This window comes from Williamsia sp. Y712, from assembly GCF_059445525.1.
In genome coordinates this window covers 1,917,396-1,934,399 of sequence record NZ_JCAIUN010000001.1, presented here as the reverse complement: position 1 = coordinate 1,934,399, position 17,004 = coordinate 1,917,396, and the positions used below count along the sequence as shown (strand labels likewise).

Annotated in this window: 15 protein-coding genes; 2 read left to right on the top strand and 13 right to left on the bottom strand. The window is 64.0% G+C overall.

Going from position 1 to position 17,004, the window contains the following annotated elements:
* Position 1 precedes the first annotated feature (1 nt).
* The gene (locus AC1D75_RS08960; protein ID WP_495514914.1) at positions 2 to 1,720 is read right to left on the bottom strand and encodes a SulP family inorganic anion transporter; all 1,719 of its coding nucleotides are present in this window, start codon (positions 1,718 to 1,720) and stop codon (positions 2 to 4) included.
* 117 nt (positions 1,721 to 1,837) lie between these two features.
* Positions 1,838 to 2,557 carry a YoaK family protein gene (locus tag AC1D75_RS08955; RefSeq protein ID WP_495514913.1) on the bottom strand — a complete coding sequence of 240 codons (720 nt, stop codon included), beginning with the start codon at positions 2,555 to 2,557 and terminating at the stop codon, positions 1,838 to 1,840.
* 434 nt (positions 2,558 to 2,991) lie between these two features.
* On the opposite strand from AC1D75_RS08955, the gene AC1D75_RS08950 reads away from it, so the two are divergent.
* Positions 2,992 to 3,765, top strand: a complete 774-nt coding sequence (locus AC1D75_RS08950; RefSeq protein WP_495514912.1) for a FadR/GntR family transcriptional regulator — start codon at positions 2,992 to 2,994, stop codon at positions 3,763 to 3,765.
* A gap of 224 nt (positions 3,766 to 3,989) precedes the next feature.
* Entirely contained in the window at positions 3,990 to 5,396 is a 1,407-nt protein-coding gene (locus tag AC1D75_RS08945; RefSeq protein ID WP_495514911.1) for a GDSL-type esterase/lipase family protein, read from the top strand.
* Positions 5,397 to 5,458: 62 nt separating this feature from the next.
* Here the strand turns inward: AC1D75_RS08945 and AC1D75_RS08940 are convergent, their stop codons facing one another.
* The 11 genes from AC1D75_RS08940 to AC1D75_RS08890 form a co-directional block, all read right to left on the bottom strand.
* Entirely contained in the window at positions 5,459 to 6,268 is an 810-nt protein-coding gene (locus AC1D75_RS08940; RefSeq protein WP_495514910.1) for a crotonase/enoyl-CoA hydratase family protein, read from the bottom strand.
* An 82-nt stretch (positions 6,269 to 6,350) separates the two neighbouring features.
* Positions 6,351 to 6,674 (bottom strand): ArsR/SmtB family transcription factor, encoded by a 324-nt coding sequence (locus AC1D75_RS08935; RefSeq protein ID WP_495514909.1) that lies wholly within the window; start codon positions 6,672 to 6,674, stop codon positions 6,351 to 6,353.
* Positions 6,661 to 7,119, bottom strand: a complete 459-nt coding sequence (locus tag AC1D75_RS08930) for an SRPBCC family protein (RefSeq protein WP_495514908.1) — start codon at positions 7,117 to 7,119, stop codon at positions 6,661 to 6,663. The genes AC1D75_RS08935 and AC1D75_RS08930 overlap by 14 nt, the downstream gene beginning before the upstream one ends.
* Positions 7,120 to 7,219: 100 nt before the next feature.
* Positions 7,220 to 7,822, bottom strand: a complete 603-nt coding sequence (locus tag AC1D75_RS08925; RefSeq protein WP_495516020.1) for a TetR/AcrR family transcriptional regulator — start codon at positions 7,820 to 7,822, stop codon at positions 7,220 to 7,222.
* On the bottom strand, positions 7,819 to 8,577 hold the full coding sequence (locus AC1D75_RS08920) for an enoyl-CoA hydratase family protein (RefSeq protein ID WP_495514907.1): 759 nt from the start codon (positions 8,575 to 8,577) through the stop codon (positions 7,819 to 7,821). Before AC1D75_RS08920 ends, AC1D75_RS08925 begins: the two co-directional genes overlap by 4 nt.
* Before the next feature lie 23 nt (positions 8,578 to 8,600).
* Positions 8,601 to 9,758, bottom strand: coding sequence for an acyl-CoA dehydrogenase family protein (locus AC1D75_RS08915; RefSeq protein ID WP_495514906.1), 1,158 nt, complete (start codon positions 9,756 to 9,758; stop codon positions 8,601 to 8,603).
* Positions 9,759 to 9,771: 13 nt separating this feature from the next.
* Complete coding sequence (locus AC1D75_RS08910) at positions 9,772 to 11,757, bottom strand: acetyl/propionyl/methylcrotonyl-CoA carboxylase subunit alpha (RefSeq protein ID WP_495514905.1); 1,986 nt, start codon at positions 11,755 to 11,757, stop codon at positions 9,772 to 9,774.
* A 6-nt stretch (positions 11,758 to 11,763) separates the two neighbouring features.
* Positions 11,764 to 13,299: an acyl-CoA carboxylase subunit beta gene (locus tag AC1D75_RS08905; protein WP_495516019.1), complete on the bottom strand. Its 1,536-nt coding sequence runs from the start codon at positions 13,297 to 13,299 to the stop codon at positions 11,764 to 11,766.
* A gap of 32 nt (positions 13,300 to 13,331) precedes the next feature.
* The gene (locus tag AC1D75_RS08900; RefSeq protein WP_495514904.1) at positions 13,332 to 14,495 is read right to left on the bottom strand and encodes an acyl-CoA dehydrogenase family protein; all 1,164 of its coding nucleotides are present in this window, start codon (positions 14,493 to 14,495) and stop codon (positions 13,332 to 13,334) included.
* On the bottom strand, positions 14,496 to 16,202 hold the full coding sequence (locus AC1D75_RS08895) for an acyclic terpene utilization AtuA family protein (protein ID WP_495514903.1): 1,707 nt from the start codon (positions 16,200 to 16,202) through the stop codon (positions 14,496 to 14,498).
* Complete coding sequence (locus tag AC1D75_RS08890) at positions 16,199 to 16,972, bottom strand: TIGR03084 family metal-binding protein (RefSeq protein ID WP_495514902.1); 774 nt, start codon at positions 16,970 to 16,972, stop codon at positions 16,199 to 16,201. The genes AC1D75_RS08895 and AC1D75_RS08890 overlap by 4 nt, the downstream gene beginning before the upstream one ends.
* Positions 16,973 to 17,004: the final 32 nt, after the last annotated feature.

The following is a 17,004-nucleotide window of genomic DNA, read 5'->3' as shown; positions in this document are numbered from 1 at the left end:
GTCAGGACTCCGTACCACTGAGGTGGTTGCCGCGATGGTGGAATGCGGCAACGGCGGCGTCGATGGTCGGATAGAAACGTTCGACGCCGAACCTGTCCCCCACCCCGAACCGGACGAGCCGGTCTTTGATCGGACCTTTCATCTCCGCGAAGATCAGTCGGACGCCTTTGCCTTCGAGATACGTATCGAGGTCGACGAGTTCGTCGACGGCGGTGGTGTCCAGACCGGTCAGCGCTTCGGCGGCGACGACGACCCACTCCACGGGGGTCTTCGACTCCGCCACCACCGACCGCACATAGTTGTCGAAGACGTCGCCGTTCGCGAAGAACAGCGGAGCGTCGAAGCGCACCAGCACCAGGCCGGGGATGCGGTGTCCTTCGGGATGACGTTCGACATCGTGGAAGCCGGATTCGCCCGGCGTCTGAACGAGTTCGGTGCGATAAGGCTGCCAGGACCGGGCCACCACAGCGACAAGAGACAGCCCGATTGCCACCAGCACGCCCTGCAGAACGCCGACCAGCGCGACGCCGAGGAACGCTGCCGCAGCAAGACCGAACTCGGTCCGGCTCATCCGCCACATCCGGACCATGCCGTTGACGTCCACCAACGCTGTGGCGGCCACGATCACCACCGCACCCAATGTTGCGTCGGGGAGGTAATCGGTGACACCGGGCGCGACGAGGATGAACACCAGGACCGCAAGCGCACCGACAACACCGGCCAGCTGTGTCTTGGCACCGCTCTGTTCGGCCACCGGGGTCCGGGATCCGCTCGCGGAAATGGGAAATCCGCTGAACATCCCGCCTGCGATGTTGGCGACACCGATCGCCTTCATCTCGGTGCTGCCGTTGACGTCTTCGCCGTGGCGGGCCGCGAAGGTGCGCGAGAGGACACCGGTGTCGGCGAACGCGATCAACGCGATGCCGGCGGCGGGTCCGATGAGTTCGGCCACGTCCCCCCAGTCGACGCCACCGAACGACGGCAGCGGCATCCCTTCCGGCAGTGCCCCGACCATCCCGATGTCGTCTGTCAGACCCAGTGCCGCCGAGACGACCATCGCAGCGATGACTGCGACGAGTACGCCGGGAACACGTGGGATCCAGATTCGGAAGCCGATGATGATGGCCAGCGACGCGAGACCGATTGCGGCGGCGAGGATATCGATGTCGCCGTTCGCGATGGCCTTGACGGTCTCCCGGACCTCACCGATCAAACTGTCTGCGTCGACGGAAAACCCGAGCAGCTTGGGCAGCTGGCCGACCACCACGATCAGGGCGATGGCATTGAGGTAACCGAGCCGGATGGGCTTGGAGAGGAGGTCGGTGACAAATCCGAGGCGCAGGAAGCCGGCGAGGAGGAGGATGAGTCCGACCAGCACCCCGAGAACGCCGGCCAACGCGAGCGCACTCTCGGGATCATCGGTCACCGCCAGCGGCACCACAGCCGCCGCGATCAGCGGTGCCAGCGACGAATCAGGGCCGAGAACAAGGATTTTCGACGGTCCCACCACCGCATATGCCAGTAGCGGGACGATGGTGGCGTACAGGCCAGCGTAGGCAGGCAACCCCGCCGCCTCGGCATATCCCATCCCCGCCGGGATGAGCAGTGCGGTCAGAACGAGCCCGGCGGTGATGTCCGGCCGTAACCATTCCCGGCGGTAGGACCGCGCAGTCGCGACTCCCGGCAACTTGGCAAGGCCATCCGTCACAACATTTCCCACCGTGTCTCCCCGAACGTCCGACTGCTTCAGACCCGACCCGGGTGGGTCGCGCGATCCATTGTCAGCCCAAAAGATCGCTTCCGGCGAACTATTTCGCAATTCAGATCCACAGCCGACTCAGGCCGTGTGGTCTTCCTCCCCGGAATGACGATGGTGTCCGATCGCCGCGACCACAAGTGTGATGACCGCAGATGCCAGCACCCCGGCGCTGACGTCGATGAACAGCAACGCCGCACCCACCAGTGCACCGACGCCGATTGCGAGAACGGCGAGCAGTCGTCGCACCCACAACTGTTCGCGCGCGGCACCGAACCGCGAATCGCAGGCCAGGCCCGTGATCGTCGAGGTGACCACCACGGTGGTCACGTCGGCAACCGCCACGTGCCGGGCCACGGCCGCCTGAAGCCCCATCGGGGTGGCGAGCAGGACCGTTGCCAACGGTTTGGTGAGCCCGTGGTCGATCGGCACGACCAGCAGCATGATGCCGGTGGCGCAGAGCACCGCGGCCACCGCGAACAATGCGCCGGTGACCCTCGGTGTCCACTTGGCCTTCTCGTGACGGACGAACCGCCCTCCCATTGCCGCACCCGCCATGAACCCGGCCAACGCGAGAATGGGTCCGAGCACCGGCAACCCGTCGGCCTGACCGATGCCCATACCCATGATCACGACGTTGCCGGTCATGTTCGCGGTGAACACCTTATCGAGCGCGAGGTAGCCGACAGCATCGGAGATGCCCGTAGAAAAGGTCAGGGCGAGCATGCAGAACGTCCGGATGTCCGCGGCGTCGATGCCCCGCAGACGCTCCGTCCCGAAACTCCCCGAATTCAGTGCCATGGTGCGAAATCCGCCTTTCTGATGCGACAGTGGACGCCCTTCACATCGGCGGATCCAAAAGAAACGTCAGGGAACGCTGACGAATGTCAGCTCTGAAAATTCAGGCCACTTGGTCTGACCAAGTAGACCGTAGAGCCGACGCGATTCCGGCGTCAATTGCAGACGATACTTGTTCACACCGATGAAACAGAGAATCCTGGCGAACACATCGAAGTCCCGCCGAATGAGACCAGGAGGACGCGAAAGATGCTTCTTACCAGAAGCATTCACGATGCTCTCCGGCTCTACGGTTTGGACATCACTTCAATTGTTAACAACCCGTTGCGTGTCGCCCTCACACCTGGCGGGCACTCATCACCCCGGCTAAGGTCAGACCAATTGAGCCGCATTGGTCTGGCCAATTCGACTGTTCCATCGATGAGGGAGGCACGATTTTGGCATCCGAGATCGGGCCTGGGAACTCGGGCGGACGGACGGTACCCGTCGAGGCACTGTCCATCGGCCACGGCATCCCCACCGGTCGCGACAGCGTCAGCGCCGAGATCGCGGCACATCTCGAAAAGCTCATTGCCATAGGCGAACTCGGCTCAGGCGACCGACTGCCATCCGAACGGGAGCTGGCAATTCACCTGGGTGTATCACGCGCATCCTTGCGTGAGGCGATGCATGAATTGCAGTCGAAGCACCTTGTGGAACGCCGGCCCGGACGGGGTACCACTGTGATGCCGATGCCGCAACGGATCCAAACCCTGTACACCGAGCTCTCCGATGCCGAGCATCAACTCCGTGATGTTTCGGAGCTGCGGGCAACCATCGAACCGAAGCTGGCCGAACTCGCCGCACTTCGCGCAACTCCAGCGAATCTCAGTGCACTGGAGGAGGTTCTGCGTCGATCGATCACCGACGCAACGCCAGACGAATCGCTGCGCTGCGACCTCGAGTTCCACATGCTGCTCGCGGCGGCGTCGCAGAATCCGCTGATGTCGGCCATCAACACCCTGGCCGGATCATGGACCTGCACCACTCGCGTTCTGTCACATTCCACCCGCTACGCACGGGAAGTCTCGTACCTCGGCCACAAGTCGATTCTGGCGGCCGTCTCCGCCGGAAGCGCAGACGGAGCGCGAGATGCGATGCGCAGGCACCTCGGCGAGGTGGCATCGATGACCCAGGAAACATTCGACGACATGACAGATGGCGTGAAGTGACTATTCAAGTGAACCGGGATCCGGTTCGACGCACTCGGCTCGAATGCGCCGTCGCGCCGTTTGCGGGTGCTTCCACATTTCTCCCCGAAGGATTGCTTGCGCGAGATATGTTGATTCGCAACGGCATCGGATCGAACCATCGCTAAATGGGCCGACGCATCACTTTGTTAGACAAAACACCGTTGACCCCTCATTTGGGGCCACGGTGACTTAGTGTTGTGACCATGTCAACTGAAAATCGGGCTCATCCGGCAAGGGGCACGTTTTGGCCTGCGGCCAAACGCCTCTCCGGAACAGCCCTCGTCGCCCTCACTGTCGGTGCCGCTCTCACTGTCGCACCAACCGGCCCGGCGACCGCGGCACCCGCGCCGATCAACTGTCCGGCACCCGGCCCCTGGGTCGGTGCATGGAGCGCGCCTGCCTCGGATGTAGCCCACGCCTCCAGCGAGGAGGCTCCCAGCTACGACGCCAGCGGGAATGAGGTGGTCGCCGTTGACAACTCAACCATCCGATCCATCATCACCCCCACTCGGGATGGGCAGGTCCTGCGCATCCGCCTGTCAAATCAGTTCGGGGCAACACCATTGACCTTTGGACGGGTGAGCGTGGCAAAACAAGCAGGAGGCGCGAAGGTCGCCAATCCCGTCCCGCTGCTCTTCAACGGCCAGACATCGGTGACGGTGCCGGCGGGAGCTGATGTTGTCAGCGACCCCACCGTCTCACCCTTTGCCGCAGGCGAATCCCTGGCGATCAGCACCTACCTGCCCCAGGCCGTCGGCGCGCCGACGCGTCACTTCACAGCCCGCCAGCATTCCTACCAAACCGACCCCAATGCCGGGGATGAAACTTTTGAAACGGGGGCAGCCCCGTTCGACAACTCCACCACCTCTCGGCTGTTCGTCACCGGGATGGACGTGCTCACGCCCGGGGTCGGAGCGGTTGTCGCACTCGGGGACTCACTCACCGACGGCTACCAGGCCATCACGGGACAGCGAACCGAATCGACAGCAGGTCTCGACGAACTCGTGCGGTGGCCGGACTTCCTCGCCGCCCGTATCAATGCCCAGGGACGCCCGCTGACCGTCGTCAACGCAGGCATCACCGGCAACCACGTCACCATGGATGGCGGTGCCAACCCCGCAGCCGGCCTCTCCGCGGTCAACCGACTCAACCGAGACGTGCTCTCGGTGCCGAACCTGAGCACTGTTGTGCTCTTCGAAGGCATCAACGACCTGGGGCAGGGCGCCACATTTGAAGCGCTCACCCAGGGTTACCAGACCATCATCGCCTCGCTGCACAAACGCGGTATTCGGGTCGTGCAGGGCACCGTCACACCATCGGGTGGCCACATCGGCCCCGGAATCTACAATGATCCCGCGACGAATCTTCTGCGCCTCAAGGTCAACGAGTGGATCCGCACCAACAGTCCGGCCGACAGCATCGTCGACTTCGACAAGGTCATCGCTGACCCTGCCGATCCGTCACGCATTCGACCTGACCTCGACGCCGGCGACCACTTGCACTTGAATGCCGGTGGATATCAAATCCTTGCCAACACGATCAGCCTCGAGCAGATCCAGAATCCGTGCTCGTTGCCGTCCGGGTCTTCTTCCTGGGGGTCGGCAGCGTAAACGCTGTTTCAACCAACAATCGCGATGAGTGAACTCTGTCCCGCCGACCGGCGGGGCAGAGTTCATTTTTTGTTGCGGGCCAGGCTCTCTCGGCGTTCGCGGACCACCGCGATCTGCTCCGGCGATCCGATCAGCTCCCGGATCGCAACCTGCTCGGCATCGAAACCCGCTGCCAGATCGGTACGGCCTGCCAGATCCAACAGCGCCTTGGCATGTACCAGGGCGTTGCGGGAGTTTCCGGCGATCTCGGTGGCCATCGCGGTCGCCGCAACCACCGGGTTCAGATTGATGCGCGTGGCCAGTCCCAGTGTCAGCGCCTCGGTTCCGGTGATCTGACGACCGGTGAAGACGAGCTCCTTGGCCACGTCCCGGCCCACGAGCTCCGGCAGAAGTTGGGTGCCGGTCATGTCCGGGATGAGACCCCAGACGATTTCCATCACCGACAGCTTGGCCTCCGGTCCGACGATCCGGATGTCGGCGCCGAGCGCCAACTGCAATCCCCCACCGAACGCCACCCCGTGCACAGCTGCGATCACCGGTACCGGCACCAACGACCAGACATGCACGGCCTGCTGGGCCAGTGCAGCCGCAGCACCCAGACGTGGGCGTTCGATCACCACCGCATCGGCTCCCGATGCCATTTTTTCGAACTCCGCCATGTCCAGACCCGCGCAGAACGCGCGACCCTCACCTGCCAGGACCACCGCCGAGATGTCGGTCCGCGTGATCAGGTCTTGGCCGACTGCCACCAGTTCTTCGAACATTGCACCGTTGAGCGCGTTCATTTTGTCGGGGCGATTGAGACGCACCTGCGCGATCCCATCGTTCACATCGCACGTCACCACAGCTTGCGTGTTCGGGGTTTGCGTCATGAACCGTTCCTACCAGACCGGCCCCGTTCCCCGACATGGCGGCGCCTGCCTCCACCGAGCGAGCCGACGGGTATCGACACGGTCAAGGGTTTTCGGCACGCACCTTGATATCGGCCAGACGGCGATCCCACCCTGATGCGATACTCGCCAGTTCCCGGCCCACCATGCTCAACCGGGCCCCGACGGCGGTGAATTGCACCTCGCGTCCCACCTTGGCCGACGATACGAGTCCGGTTTCTTCCAGTACTGCAAGGTGTTTGGCGATGGCCTGCCGCGACACCGGAAACTCGGCCGCGAGCGCCGAGGCCGACGCGGACGACTTACCCAGCCGCACCAACAGATTCCATCGGGTGTCATCAGCCAGTGCTGAAAAGACAACCGTCAGGCCAGATTCAGCCATTGGCATCGGCATGCACACCCTCGACATGACCTTTCGCAACAGCCAGCTCGACGTTCCAGCCCTTGGTGTTGTCGTCGAGCTTCTTGCGCCGCTCGGCCGCATCACCGGGAAGCGAGGCAAAGCCGCTCTCGACAACCCTGAGAGTCACTGAATCAGTGGACCTCTCGTCGATCCAGAACTCGACGAGCGTGGATGCGCTCGCCGCATCGTCGACATCCGCGAGCCAACGAAAGGCGGCGTATTTCGGCGGGTCGAGCGATACCGTCCGGAACGCAAAACTCCCGTGATTCGGATCATGGATGATGCTGACATCCCCGGACTTCTCGATCCGATGGTCGGTGATCTGTTCATTGTTGATGAACCAGCCAGGCTCGGAGATCAACGTCCAGACGCTCCCGGCCGGCGCGTCGATGTCGATCTGCTTTTCGATGCGATCAAGTTCTACTGTCATGATTTCCTCAAGGTCGACGATTGTTTCCGCAACCAAAGGGTTGCACATCTATCGCCCATTATGCAACCCCTCGGTTGCATATCTTGGCTCACGCCGCCGGTCAGGCCAGGGATTCCTGCAGGACCTGCGCCCAGGTGCCCACCACCTGTTTCCGTCGCGCCGAGTCGTCGGACAAGGTGTCGGCCAACCCCAGCCCCCGAGCGAAATCGAGGGTTGCCTGCACGAGCCGGTGGATACGCGGATCGGTACCGTCGACACCGAGCATCTGCACTGTCATCCGGTGTGCCGCAACACCGAATCGGCCTTCCAGCGGGAGTATCAGCTCCTTGAGTGCCTGGTCAGACGCCGCCGCACACCACACCTGCAGTGCCGCTTTGAACTCAACACCGGTGTAGAACTCCACCGCGGTCGACACCGCGACCTCTATTCGCCCCTCGCCCTGCGGTAGCCGGTTGGTCTCCTCGACGGCACGCAACGTGAGGAGCTCGAACGCGTGCTCGAGTGCCGCGGTGATCAGGTCTTCCCGCGTCGGGAAATGGTGTTGTGCCGCGCCCCGGGACACGCCCGCGCGGGTGGCCACCACGCCCACACTGCACGCGGCCCATCCGTCGGTCGCCAGGACATCGATGGTGGCGTCGAGAAGGCGCTGACGGGTCGCCCGGCTGCGTTCCTGCTGCGGTGACCGCGTGGCACCGCGGGTCATCGGTCCGCCAGCCACGGTGGGGGCTGCTTGTTCAGGAACGCCACCATGCCGGCTCTGGCCTCGTCGGAGCCGAACAGTGCCGCCGACTCCGACGCCAGGCGCTGCGCGTCGGCATCGAATCCGGCCAAGATGGCGGCGGTCGTCAGCTTCTTGCTGGCAGCCAGTCCCTGCGGGGAACCTTTGCGCAGGTCAGCGCACCACTGGGCCACGACCTGGTCGACGGCTGCCGCGTCGGGGGCGGCGACGGTGATCAAGCCGATCTGCTCTGCGACATTCGCATCGAACTTCTCACCGGTGAGGAAGTACCGACCGGCTGCGCGTGAGGTCAGTCGAGGCAGGACCGCAAGTGAAATCATCGAAGGAGCCACGCCGATCCGGACTTCGGTCAGCGCAAATGTGCTCGTCGGGCCCGCGACAACAAGATCGCACGCACCGACGAAACCGAATCCACCGGCCCGCACGTGGCCGTCGATCCGGCCGATCACAGGTTTCGGCAGTTCCAGGATCGCGCGCATCAGGTCGATCATCACCTCCGGGCGCGACTGTCCCGCCTCACTGAGATCAGCTCCGGCGCAGAAGGTTCCACCGGTATGCGTCAACACCACCGCCCGCACCTGCGGGTCGTCGGCAGCTCCGCGCAGCCGCGCAAAGAGCTGCTCCACCAACGACATCGAGATCGCGTTGCGGTTGGCAGGCGAGTCCAGCGTGATGGTGGCGACCCCAGCATCGACCCGATATCGGACAACGTCGTTCATCTGCTCATCCTGTCAGTGCGTCCTCAGTACGACTTCGGAAGGCCCAGGCTGTTCTGCGCCACGAAGTTCAGGATCATCTCCCGGCTCACCGGTGCGACCCGTGCGATACGACAGAGGTTGAGCAGCGGCGCCAGCCCGTATTCGGTGGACAATCCATTGCCGCCCAACGAATGTACGGCCTGATCAACGATTTTCACGCAGGCCTCGGCGGCCGCGTATTTCGCCATGTTGGCCGGTTCTGCAGCGCCCCAGTCGTCACCGGCGTCATACAGAGTCGCGGCCTTCTGCATCATCAGCTTGGCCAGCTCCATCTCGATCTTGCCGACCGCCAGTGGATGCGCGATCGCCTGGTGGGCACCGATCGGCGTCTTCCAGACCGTCCGTTCGTTGACGTATTCCACCGCCCGCCCCAGCGCGTACCGGCCCATGCCGACCGCGGTGGCAGCGGCCATGATCCGTTCCGGGTTCAATCCTGCGAACAGTTGGCTCAGCGCTGCGTCCTCGGATCCGACAAGAGCGTTCGACGGCAGGCGAACGTCATCGAGAAAGAGCAGGAACTGCTTTTCGGGGTTGACCAGATCCATCTCGATCTGGTTGAACTCGAAGTTCGGTGCATCGGTGGGCACGATGAACAGTGCCGGCTTGAGCCGTCCGGTCTTGGCGTCCTCGGTTCGTGCCACGATCAACACGGCCTGTGCCTGATCCACACCCGAGACATAGATCTTTCGTCCCGACAGCAACCACTCTGCGCCGTCACGCCGGGCAGTGGTGGTGATGTTGTGTGAGTTCGAACCCGCGTCGGGTTCGGTGATACCAAAGGCCATGGTGATCGTCCCGGAGGCCAGGCCCGGCAGCCACGTTTGTTTCTGTTCGTCGGTACCGAACCGCGCGATCACATTGCCGCAGATGGCCGGCGAGACAACCATCATCAGCAGCCCGCTACCGATGGCGGCAAGTTCTTCCATGACAATCGACAGTTCGTACATCCCGGCGCCGCCGCCGCCGTACTCCTCCGGGAGATTCACCCCGATGAAGCCGAGTTTTCCTGCTTCCGACCACAACTCGTCGGTCTTGCGGCCACTGCGTGCGCATTCGAGGAAGTACTCGTGCCCGAATCGGCCACCAAGGCCTGCCACCGCACTGCGCAGAGCCTTCTGTTCATCCGTTTCGACAAAGCTCATGATCTCTTCTCCCCTAGTTGCTTTCGGCCAGTTCATGCTCGGTGATGACGGCGAGGATCTCCCCCACCGACACCTGCTGCCCCGGCGCCACGGGTAGCTCTTCGACGATGCCGTCTGCGGAGGCAGCAATCGTGTGTTCCATCTTCATCGCTTCGAGCCACATCAGCGGCTCACCGCGGGTCACTCGTTGGCCTGGTGCCACGGCGATCCGGATCACCGAACCCGGCATCGGCGCCAGCAACGAACCCGGCGTGTTGACCTCGGCTGGGTCGATGAACCGGGGCTTGCGGACCAATGCCACCGATCCTCCCGTGAAGTCCACCCACACGCTGCCCTCGTATCGGTCGATGGCGTACTTGCGGTCGACTCCGGCAACGGTGAGAACAACTGCATCGGTGCCGATTCGGGCAACGGTGACGTCCGGGTCATCCGGCAGGACCACGCCATCCCGGGCGTGCCGGTAGTGAACCGAGATCTCCTGCTCGCCGTGAAGGTAGGACTTGGACTGTGGACCCGATGCCAGGTTGCGCCAACCCGATGGCAGCGGCCGGCCCGACTGCTGCCGGTTTGCCTCCGCATCCGCGAGTGCCACGGCGACCGCCGCGAGGCGAACCTGTTCCGGCCCCGCCAGTGGCGCGGAGAGCACATCGAGACCGACCTCTTCGATGAACTTGGTGGTGGTGTTGCCGGCACGGAACTCGTGGTGACGCAACATGTTCACCAACGTGTCCCGGTTCGTCCGGGGTCCGTGCAGTCGGGCCGAGGCCAGCGCCCTGGCCAGAATGTTGATCGCGGCCTCGCGGTTGGGCGCCCAGCTGATGACCTTGGCCAACATCGGATCGTAGAACGTCGAGACCTCACCGCCATCGGTGATGCCGGAATCAACGCGCACGCCCGGCTCGGTGAGCCGACCGAACCGAACATCAGAATCGACCCCGAACCGATGGAACCGTCCCGATTGTGGCTGGTAGCCCACTGCCGGGTCTTCCGCGTACAGCCGGACCTCGATGGAATGTCCTTGCAACTCCGGCGGATGCGCAGGCAACAGGTCACCGCGCGCGATGTGCAGCTGCCAGGCAACCAGATCGAGCTTGGTGGTCTCTTCGGTCACCGGATGTTCCACCTGCAGACGGGTGTTCATCTCGAGAAAGTAGAATCGACCGTCGTCGTCGGCCAGGAACTCCACGGTCCCGGCCCCCGTGTAACCGATTGCCGAGGCGGCTGCGCGTGCCGCGTCGAACAGCTTGTCCCGCAGTCCGGTTCCGACGCGCTGCACGAGCGGTGACGGCGCCTCTTCGATGACCTTCTGATGCCGGCGCTGGATCGAGCATTCGCGTTCGCCGACGGCCCACATGGTGCCGGCCGTGTCGCCGAGTACCTGCACCTCGATGTGGTGGCCCCGTTCGATGAACGGTTCACAGAAGACCGTGCTGTCACCGAATGCCGACAGCGCCTCACGGCGGGCGCCATCGACCTGCTCGGCAAGTTGATCCAGGTCGCGGACGATGCGCATGCCACGTCCGCCACCACCGGCCGAGGCCTTGATCAGAACCGGCAGCTGGTCGGCGGTGACCGCGGCGGGGTCGAGATCGTCCAGCGTGGGGACGCCCGCTTTGCGCATCATCGCCTTGGCATTGACCTTCGATCCCATCGCGACGATGGCCGCGGGATCGGGTCCGATCCAGGTCAGTCCGGCATCAAGTACCGCCTGAGCGAATTCGGCGTTCTCCGAGAGGAATCCGTACCCCGGATGGATCGCGTCGGCACCGGCCGCCCGCGCCGCGGCAATCACTGCCGCAGCATCGAGGTAGGTCTGCGATGAGGTGTTGCCCGGCAACCGGACCGCAACGTCGGCCTCACCGACATGAGGGGCTGCGGCATCGGGATCGGAATACACCGCCACGGTGCCGATTCCGAGCCGCCTGCAGGTGGTGAACACCCGCCGGGCGATCTCGCCGCGGTTGGCGACAAGCACAGAGGTCACACTCAAATTGGTCATCACCCATCACATCCGGAATACGCCGAAGTTGCTTGTACCCTGCACGGGCCCGTTGTCTATCGCCGAGAGACAGAGTCCGAGAACCGTTCTGCTGTCCCTCGGATCGATGATGCCGTCGTCGTACAACATTCCCGACAGGAAGGCAGGCATCGATTCCTTTTCGATCTGGGCCTCGATCATGGCCCGCATGCCGGCATCCGCATCTTCGTCCACGGTGCCGCCACGGGCTTCGGTGGCACTACGCGAGACCATCGAGATCACACCGGCAAGCTGGGCAGCGCCCATCACCGCCGACTTTGCACTGGGCCAGGTGAACAGGAAGCGGGGGTTGTAGGCCCGCCCGCACATCCCGTAGTGCCCGGCTCCGTAGCTCGCGCCGATCAGCATCGAGATATGCGGGACCGTCGAATTGGACACCGCATTGATCATCATCGAGCCGTGCTTGATGATGCCTCCGCGTTCGTACTCCTGCCCGACCATGTAGCCGGTTGTGTTGTGCAGGAACAGCAACGGCGTATTCGACCGATTGGCCAACTGGATGAACTGGGTGGCCTTCTGCGCCTCGGCGCTGAACAGCACACCCTGGGCGTTGGCCAGGATCCCGACCGGATACCCGTGAATGCGCGCCCATCCGGTACACAGCGACGATCCGTATTCGGGTTTGAACTCGTCGAACAGGCTCTCGTCGACGATCCGCGTGATCACCTCACGCGGATCGAACGGGATCCGCAGATCACCCGGGACGATGCCCAACAGATCTTCGGCCGGATGCTTCGGCTCGATGGACGGAGCCACCGGACCCGGGCCCTGCTTGTGCCAGTTGAGCCGGGCGACAATCCGCCGTCCCACGCGGATCGCATCCTGTTCATCGGCGGCGTAGTAGTCGGCAAGGCCGGACTGACGAGCGTGCATCTGTGCGCCGCCAAGCGACTCGTCGTCACTGACCTCGCCGGTGGCCATCTTCACCAGCGGCGGACCACCGAGGAATACCTTCGACTGCCCCTCGATCATCACCGTGTGATCCGACATACCGGGCAGGTAGGCGCCACCGGCCGTCGAATTGCCGAACACGAGAGCGATGGTCGGGATCCCGGCCGCCGACAACCTGGTGATGTCGCGGAACATCGCCCCGCCGGGGATGAACACTTCCTTCTGCGTCGGTAGGTCCGCGCCACCGGACTCCACCAGATTGATCAGCGGCAACCGGTTCTCGAGCGCAATCTGATTGGCCCGCAGGCCCTTCCGCAACGTCCAGGGATTGGAGGTGCCGCCGCGGACGGTGGGGTCGTTGGCGACGAGAACACATTCGACCCCTTCGACAACGCCGATACCGGTGACGATGGACGCACCGACCGGGAAATCGGATCCGTATGCCGCGATCGGGGCGAGTTCGAGGAACGCACTGTCCTCGTCGATGAGCAGCTCGATCCGTTCCCGGGCCAGGAGTTTGCCGCGTTCACGATGCCGGGCGACCTTCTTCTCGCCACCGCCGGCCAGCGCTTGGGCGAACAACCCCTCGATCTCACCGAGTCTCGCGAGCATCGTCTCGGTGGCGGATCCGGTCCCGGCGGCGCTCACGGGTGGTAGCCCAGTCGTTTGCCGGCAAGACCCGTGAGGATCTCCGTGGTACCGCCACCGATGCCGATGATCCGCATGTCCCGGTACTGACGCTCCACCTCGGTGCCGGTCATGTACCCGGCGCCACCGAAGAGCTGAACGGCCTTGTCCGCCACCCATTCACCGGCCTCGACCGCGGTGTTCTTGGCAAAGCAGACCTCGGCGATGAGGTCGGTCTCCCCGGCCATCGCGGCGTCGACGATTGCGTGGGTATAGGTCCGCGCGACATCGATCTTGCGCGCCATCTCGGTGACGGTCTCCTGCACCGACTGACGTGCGATGAGCGGCTTGCCGAACGTCTCTCGACTCCGAACCCATTCGAGTGTCAGGTCGAGGCAGCGCTGCGCACTTCCGTAGGCCTGAACGGCGAGTCCCACCCGCTCGGTGACGAAGGCGCCGGCGATCTGGAAGAAACCCGAGTTCTCGGCATTGACGAGGTTGCTGACCGGAACCCGCGCGTCGACATACGAGAGTTCAGCGGTATCCGATGCGCGCCAGCCCATCTTCTCGAGCTTGCGGGTGACGGTGAAGCCCGGCGTACCCTTCTCGACCACCAACAGCGAAACGCCACCGGCACCCGGCCCACCGGTGCGGACCGCGGTCACCACGAAGTCGGCGCGGACACCGGAGGTGATGTATGTCTTGGATCCGTTGACGACGTAGTGGTCGCCGTCGCGAACAGCCGAAGTGGTCAGGTGCCCGACATCGCTGCCGCCCCCTGGTTCGGTGATGGCGAGGCTGCCGATCTTCTCACCGGCCAGCGTGGGCTTCACCCACTTCTCGATCTGGTCGGGATCATTGGCAGCGATCAGGTGCGGCAACGCGATTCCGCAGGTGAACAGAGATGAGAAGACGCCACCGGCCACACCCGAACCATGCAGTACCTCACCGCAGATGGTGGCGTCGATCAGGTCGCCGCCGCTGCCGCCGACCGACTCGCCGAAACCCAGTCCGAGCAATCCGGCCTCGGCGGCCTGCTTGTGCAGGTCGAGGGGCAGCTCGCCGCTGCGCTCCCACTCATCCTGGAATGGCAGAATGTGCCGCTCCGCGAATGTCCTGACGGAGTCACGTAACTGCTGACGCTCCGGGGTGTGCCAGACCTTGGACTCAAGAGATTTCATCTATTCTCCAAACCGGATCGGGATCGTGACGTGACGCGAACGCAGCCACTCTCCGAGCCCCTTAGCTTGCGGATCGAATCGAACGTTGTCTGCTACTCCTCGACCAAGAATTCCTTCGATCACGAAGTTCACGGCGAGCAAGTTGGGGAGTTCGTGGCGGTGGACCTGAAGGTCGGCCGCCTCTGGGATCAACTGTTTGAACAGTTCGGTGGTCAAAGTCGCCGACAGCCAATCGAAGTGCTCTGGATTACGCACCCACACACCCACATTGGCGTTGCCGCCCTTGTCACCGCTGCGGGCTCCGGCGATGTCACCCAGCGGCGCGAGACGTGTCGGGCCCCACGAACTGACCGGCAGCGGAGTTGCGGCCCGGGTCTCTTCCACAGGTGCAGCCACCTCGACCCGCGGACCGGGCTCGATGATCTGCGTGGATCCGTCAGCATGATGCACGGTGTGCGAGAGCTCGCCCACCGGAACGTATCCGGCCTCGAACACTGCATACGGCGAAGCCGACCCGGGCGGCGCTGTCATGGTGAAGCCGGGATAGCTGGCCAACGCCAACTCAACTGCAGCCGAGGAGAACTGGCGTCCCACGACCTTCTGGTCGGCATCCTTGGCAACACACTGCAGCAGTGCGCTGGCCTGCTGCTCGGTGGGCGCGTTGTCCTGATCGAGCCGGGTCAGCGTCCAGGTGAGGTCCGTGGGACGGGCGCTCAACTCGGCCTCGAATTGGGTGCGCGCGAGTACGGCCTTGGCCTCGATGTCGAGGCCGGTCAGCACCATCGTGACCTCGTTCCGAAATCCGGCGAGGTGATTGAGCGACACCTTGAGGGTCTCCGGAGGTGCCTCACCGCGCACACCGCTGACCCGAACGCGATCACGTCCGAGATCGGTGAGGGTGATGGTGTCGAGACGGGTGGTCACGTCGGGCCCCAGGTAGCGCGGACCGCCGACTTCGTACAGGAGCTGCGCGGTGACGGTACCCACGGTGACCGCACCACCCGTGCCGTCATGCTTGGTGATCACTGAGCCACCGCCGGAAGAGATCTCGGCGATCGGGAAGCCCGGGTGAGCCATGTCGCCGATCTCGGTGAAGAACGAATAGTTGCCGCCCGTGGCCTGCGTGCCGCATTCGATGATGTGCCCGGCCGCCACGGCCCCGGCCAACTGATCGAGATCCTCGCGGCCCCAACCGAAATGGGCGGCCGCCGGTCCGACGGTCAGAGAGGCGTCGGTGACCCGGCCGGTGACAACGATGTCAGCACCGGACCGGAGGGCGGCTGCGATCCCGAAACCGCCCAGGTAGGCATTGGCGGTCAGTGGCGTTCCGAGTCCGAGTTCGGCGGCCCGGGACGTGAGGTCGTCACCGTCGACGTAGGCGATCTTCGGCGCCAGCCCGAGTTTCTCGGCCAGCTCACCGATCGCTGCGGCGAGGCCGGCGGGGTTCACCCCGCCTGCGTTGCTGACGATCGAGACGCCGGCATCCATCGCGGCACCGAGGTTGACCTCCAGTTGTCGCAGGAAAGTTTTTGCGTACCCGGTCTTCGGATCCTTGAGCCGATCACGGCCCAGGATGAGCATCGTCAGTTCGGCCAGATAGTCGCCGGTCAGACAGTCGAGATGCCCGCCGGTGAGCATCTCCTGCATCGCCGAGAATCGGTCGCCGTAAAACCCGGAGGCATTGCCGATCCGGATTGTGTTCGTCATCGTCCTCCCCCGGGAGGCCCGGCGAAGCATTGCGCAATCGTGATCCAGTGGCGGGCATCGTCACCGGTCGCACGGATGTCGAGGTCTCGCAGGCCTCGGCGTTGGGTGACCAGCTGACAGAAGTCGAGGGCCGAGCCGGTGATCCGCTGGGCGGCATTGTCGGGACCCCAGGTCCAGGTCGAGCCGTCAGGCGCATGTAGTTCGACCCGAAAATCGTCGGTCGGCGGTGTTTGGCTGTTGACCTGGTAGGCAAAGTCCCGTGTCCGAACACCAAGATGTGCAATGGATTTCAGCCTTGCCGTCGGCTCGGTGACAATTCCGAGCGCATCGGCGACGTCGAGGCCATGAGCCCAGACCTCCATCAACCTGGCCGTCGCCATCGAGGCCGCGGACATCGGTGGACCGAACCACGGAAGCTTCCGCCCCGACGGGACTGCGATGAGGGCTTCGGCCAGAACACGCCGCCCCTGGCGCCAGTGTTCAAGCAACTCGACAGGCGGCTTCTGCGCCCCTGCCCTGGCCGCCACGTCGACAAATCCGGCCGGGTTCTGCCAGGCCTGCACCAGAACGCGCTCGAACTCGGCCGGATCCGTGGCCGCGACAATCGCCACCGCGTCCGTCCACGACAGATGCGCGATCTGCTCTTTCACTGCCCACCCCTCCGCGGGTGTTGGTGTAGCCCAACCGTTCTCGTCCAGATCGAAAACCATCCGGTCGACAACGTCGGCTTCCGCGGACAGCTCGGCCACCAATTCGGAAACGATGCTCACGCAGCCAGCGTGACACGGGCCACCCACAAAAG

Coding starts and splice junctions, on each gene's coding strand:
- AC1D75_RS08920 (WP_495514907.1), bottom strand. CDS start 8,577: ATGAACGACGTTGTCCGATATCGGGTCGATGCTGGGGTCGCCACCATC.
- AC1D75_RS08940 (WP_495514910.1), bottom strand. CDS start 6,268: ATGACGCAAACCCCGAACACGCAAGCTGTGGTGACGTGCGATGTGAAC.
- AC1D75_RS08895 (WP_495514903.1), bottom strand. CDS start 16,202: ATGACGAACACAATCCGGATCGGCAATGCCTCCGGGTTTTACGGCGAC.
- AC1D75_RS08915 (WP_495514906.1), bottom strand. CDS start 9,758: ATGAGCTTTGTCGAAACGGATGAACAGAAGGCTCTGCGCAGTGCGGTG.
- AC1D75_RS08955 (WP_495514913.1), bottom strand. CDS start 2,557: ATGGCACTGAATTCGGGGAGTTTCGGGACGGAGCGTCTGCGGGGCATC.
- AC1D75_RS08905 (WP_495516019.1), bottom strand. CDS start 13,299: ATGCTCGCGAGACTCGGTGAGATCGAGGGGTTGTTCGCCCAAGCGCTG.
- AC1D75_RS08945 (WP_495514911.1), top strand. CDS start 3,990: ATGTCAACTGAAAATCGGGCTCATCCGGCAAGGGGCACGTTTTGGCCT.
- AC1D75_RS08925 (WP_495516020.1), bottom strand. CDS start 7,822: ATGACCCGCGGTGCCACGCGGTCACCGCAGCAGGAACGCAGCCGGGCG.
- AC1D75_RS08930 (WP_495514908.1), bottom strand. CDS start 7,119: ATGACAGTAGAACTTGATCGCATCGAAAAGCAGATCGACATCGACGCG.
- AC1D75_RS08910 (WP_495514905.1), bottom strand. CDS start 11,757: ATGACCAATTTGAGTGTGACCTCTGTGCTTGTCGCCAACCGCGGCGAG.
- AC1D75_RS08900 (WP_495514904.1), bottom strand. CDS start 14,495: ATGAAATCTCTTGAGTCCAAGGTCTGGCACACCCCGGAGCGTCAGCAG.
- AC1D75_RS08935 (WP_495514909.1), bottom strand. CDS start 6,674: ATGCCAATGGCTGAATCTGGCCTGACGGTTGTCTTTTCAGCACTGGCT.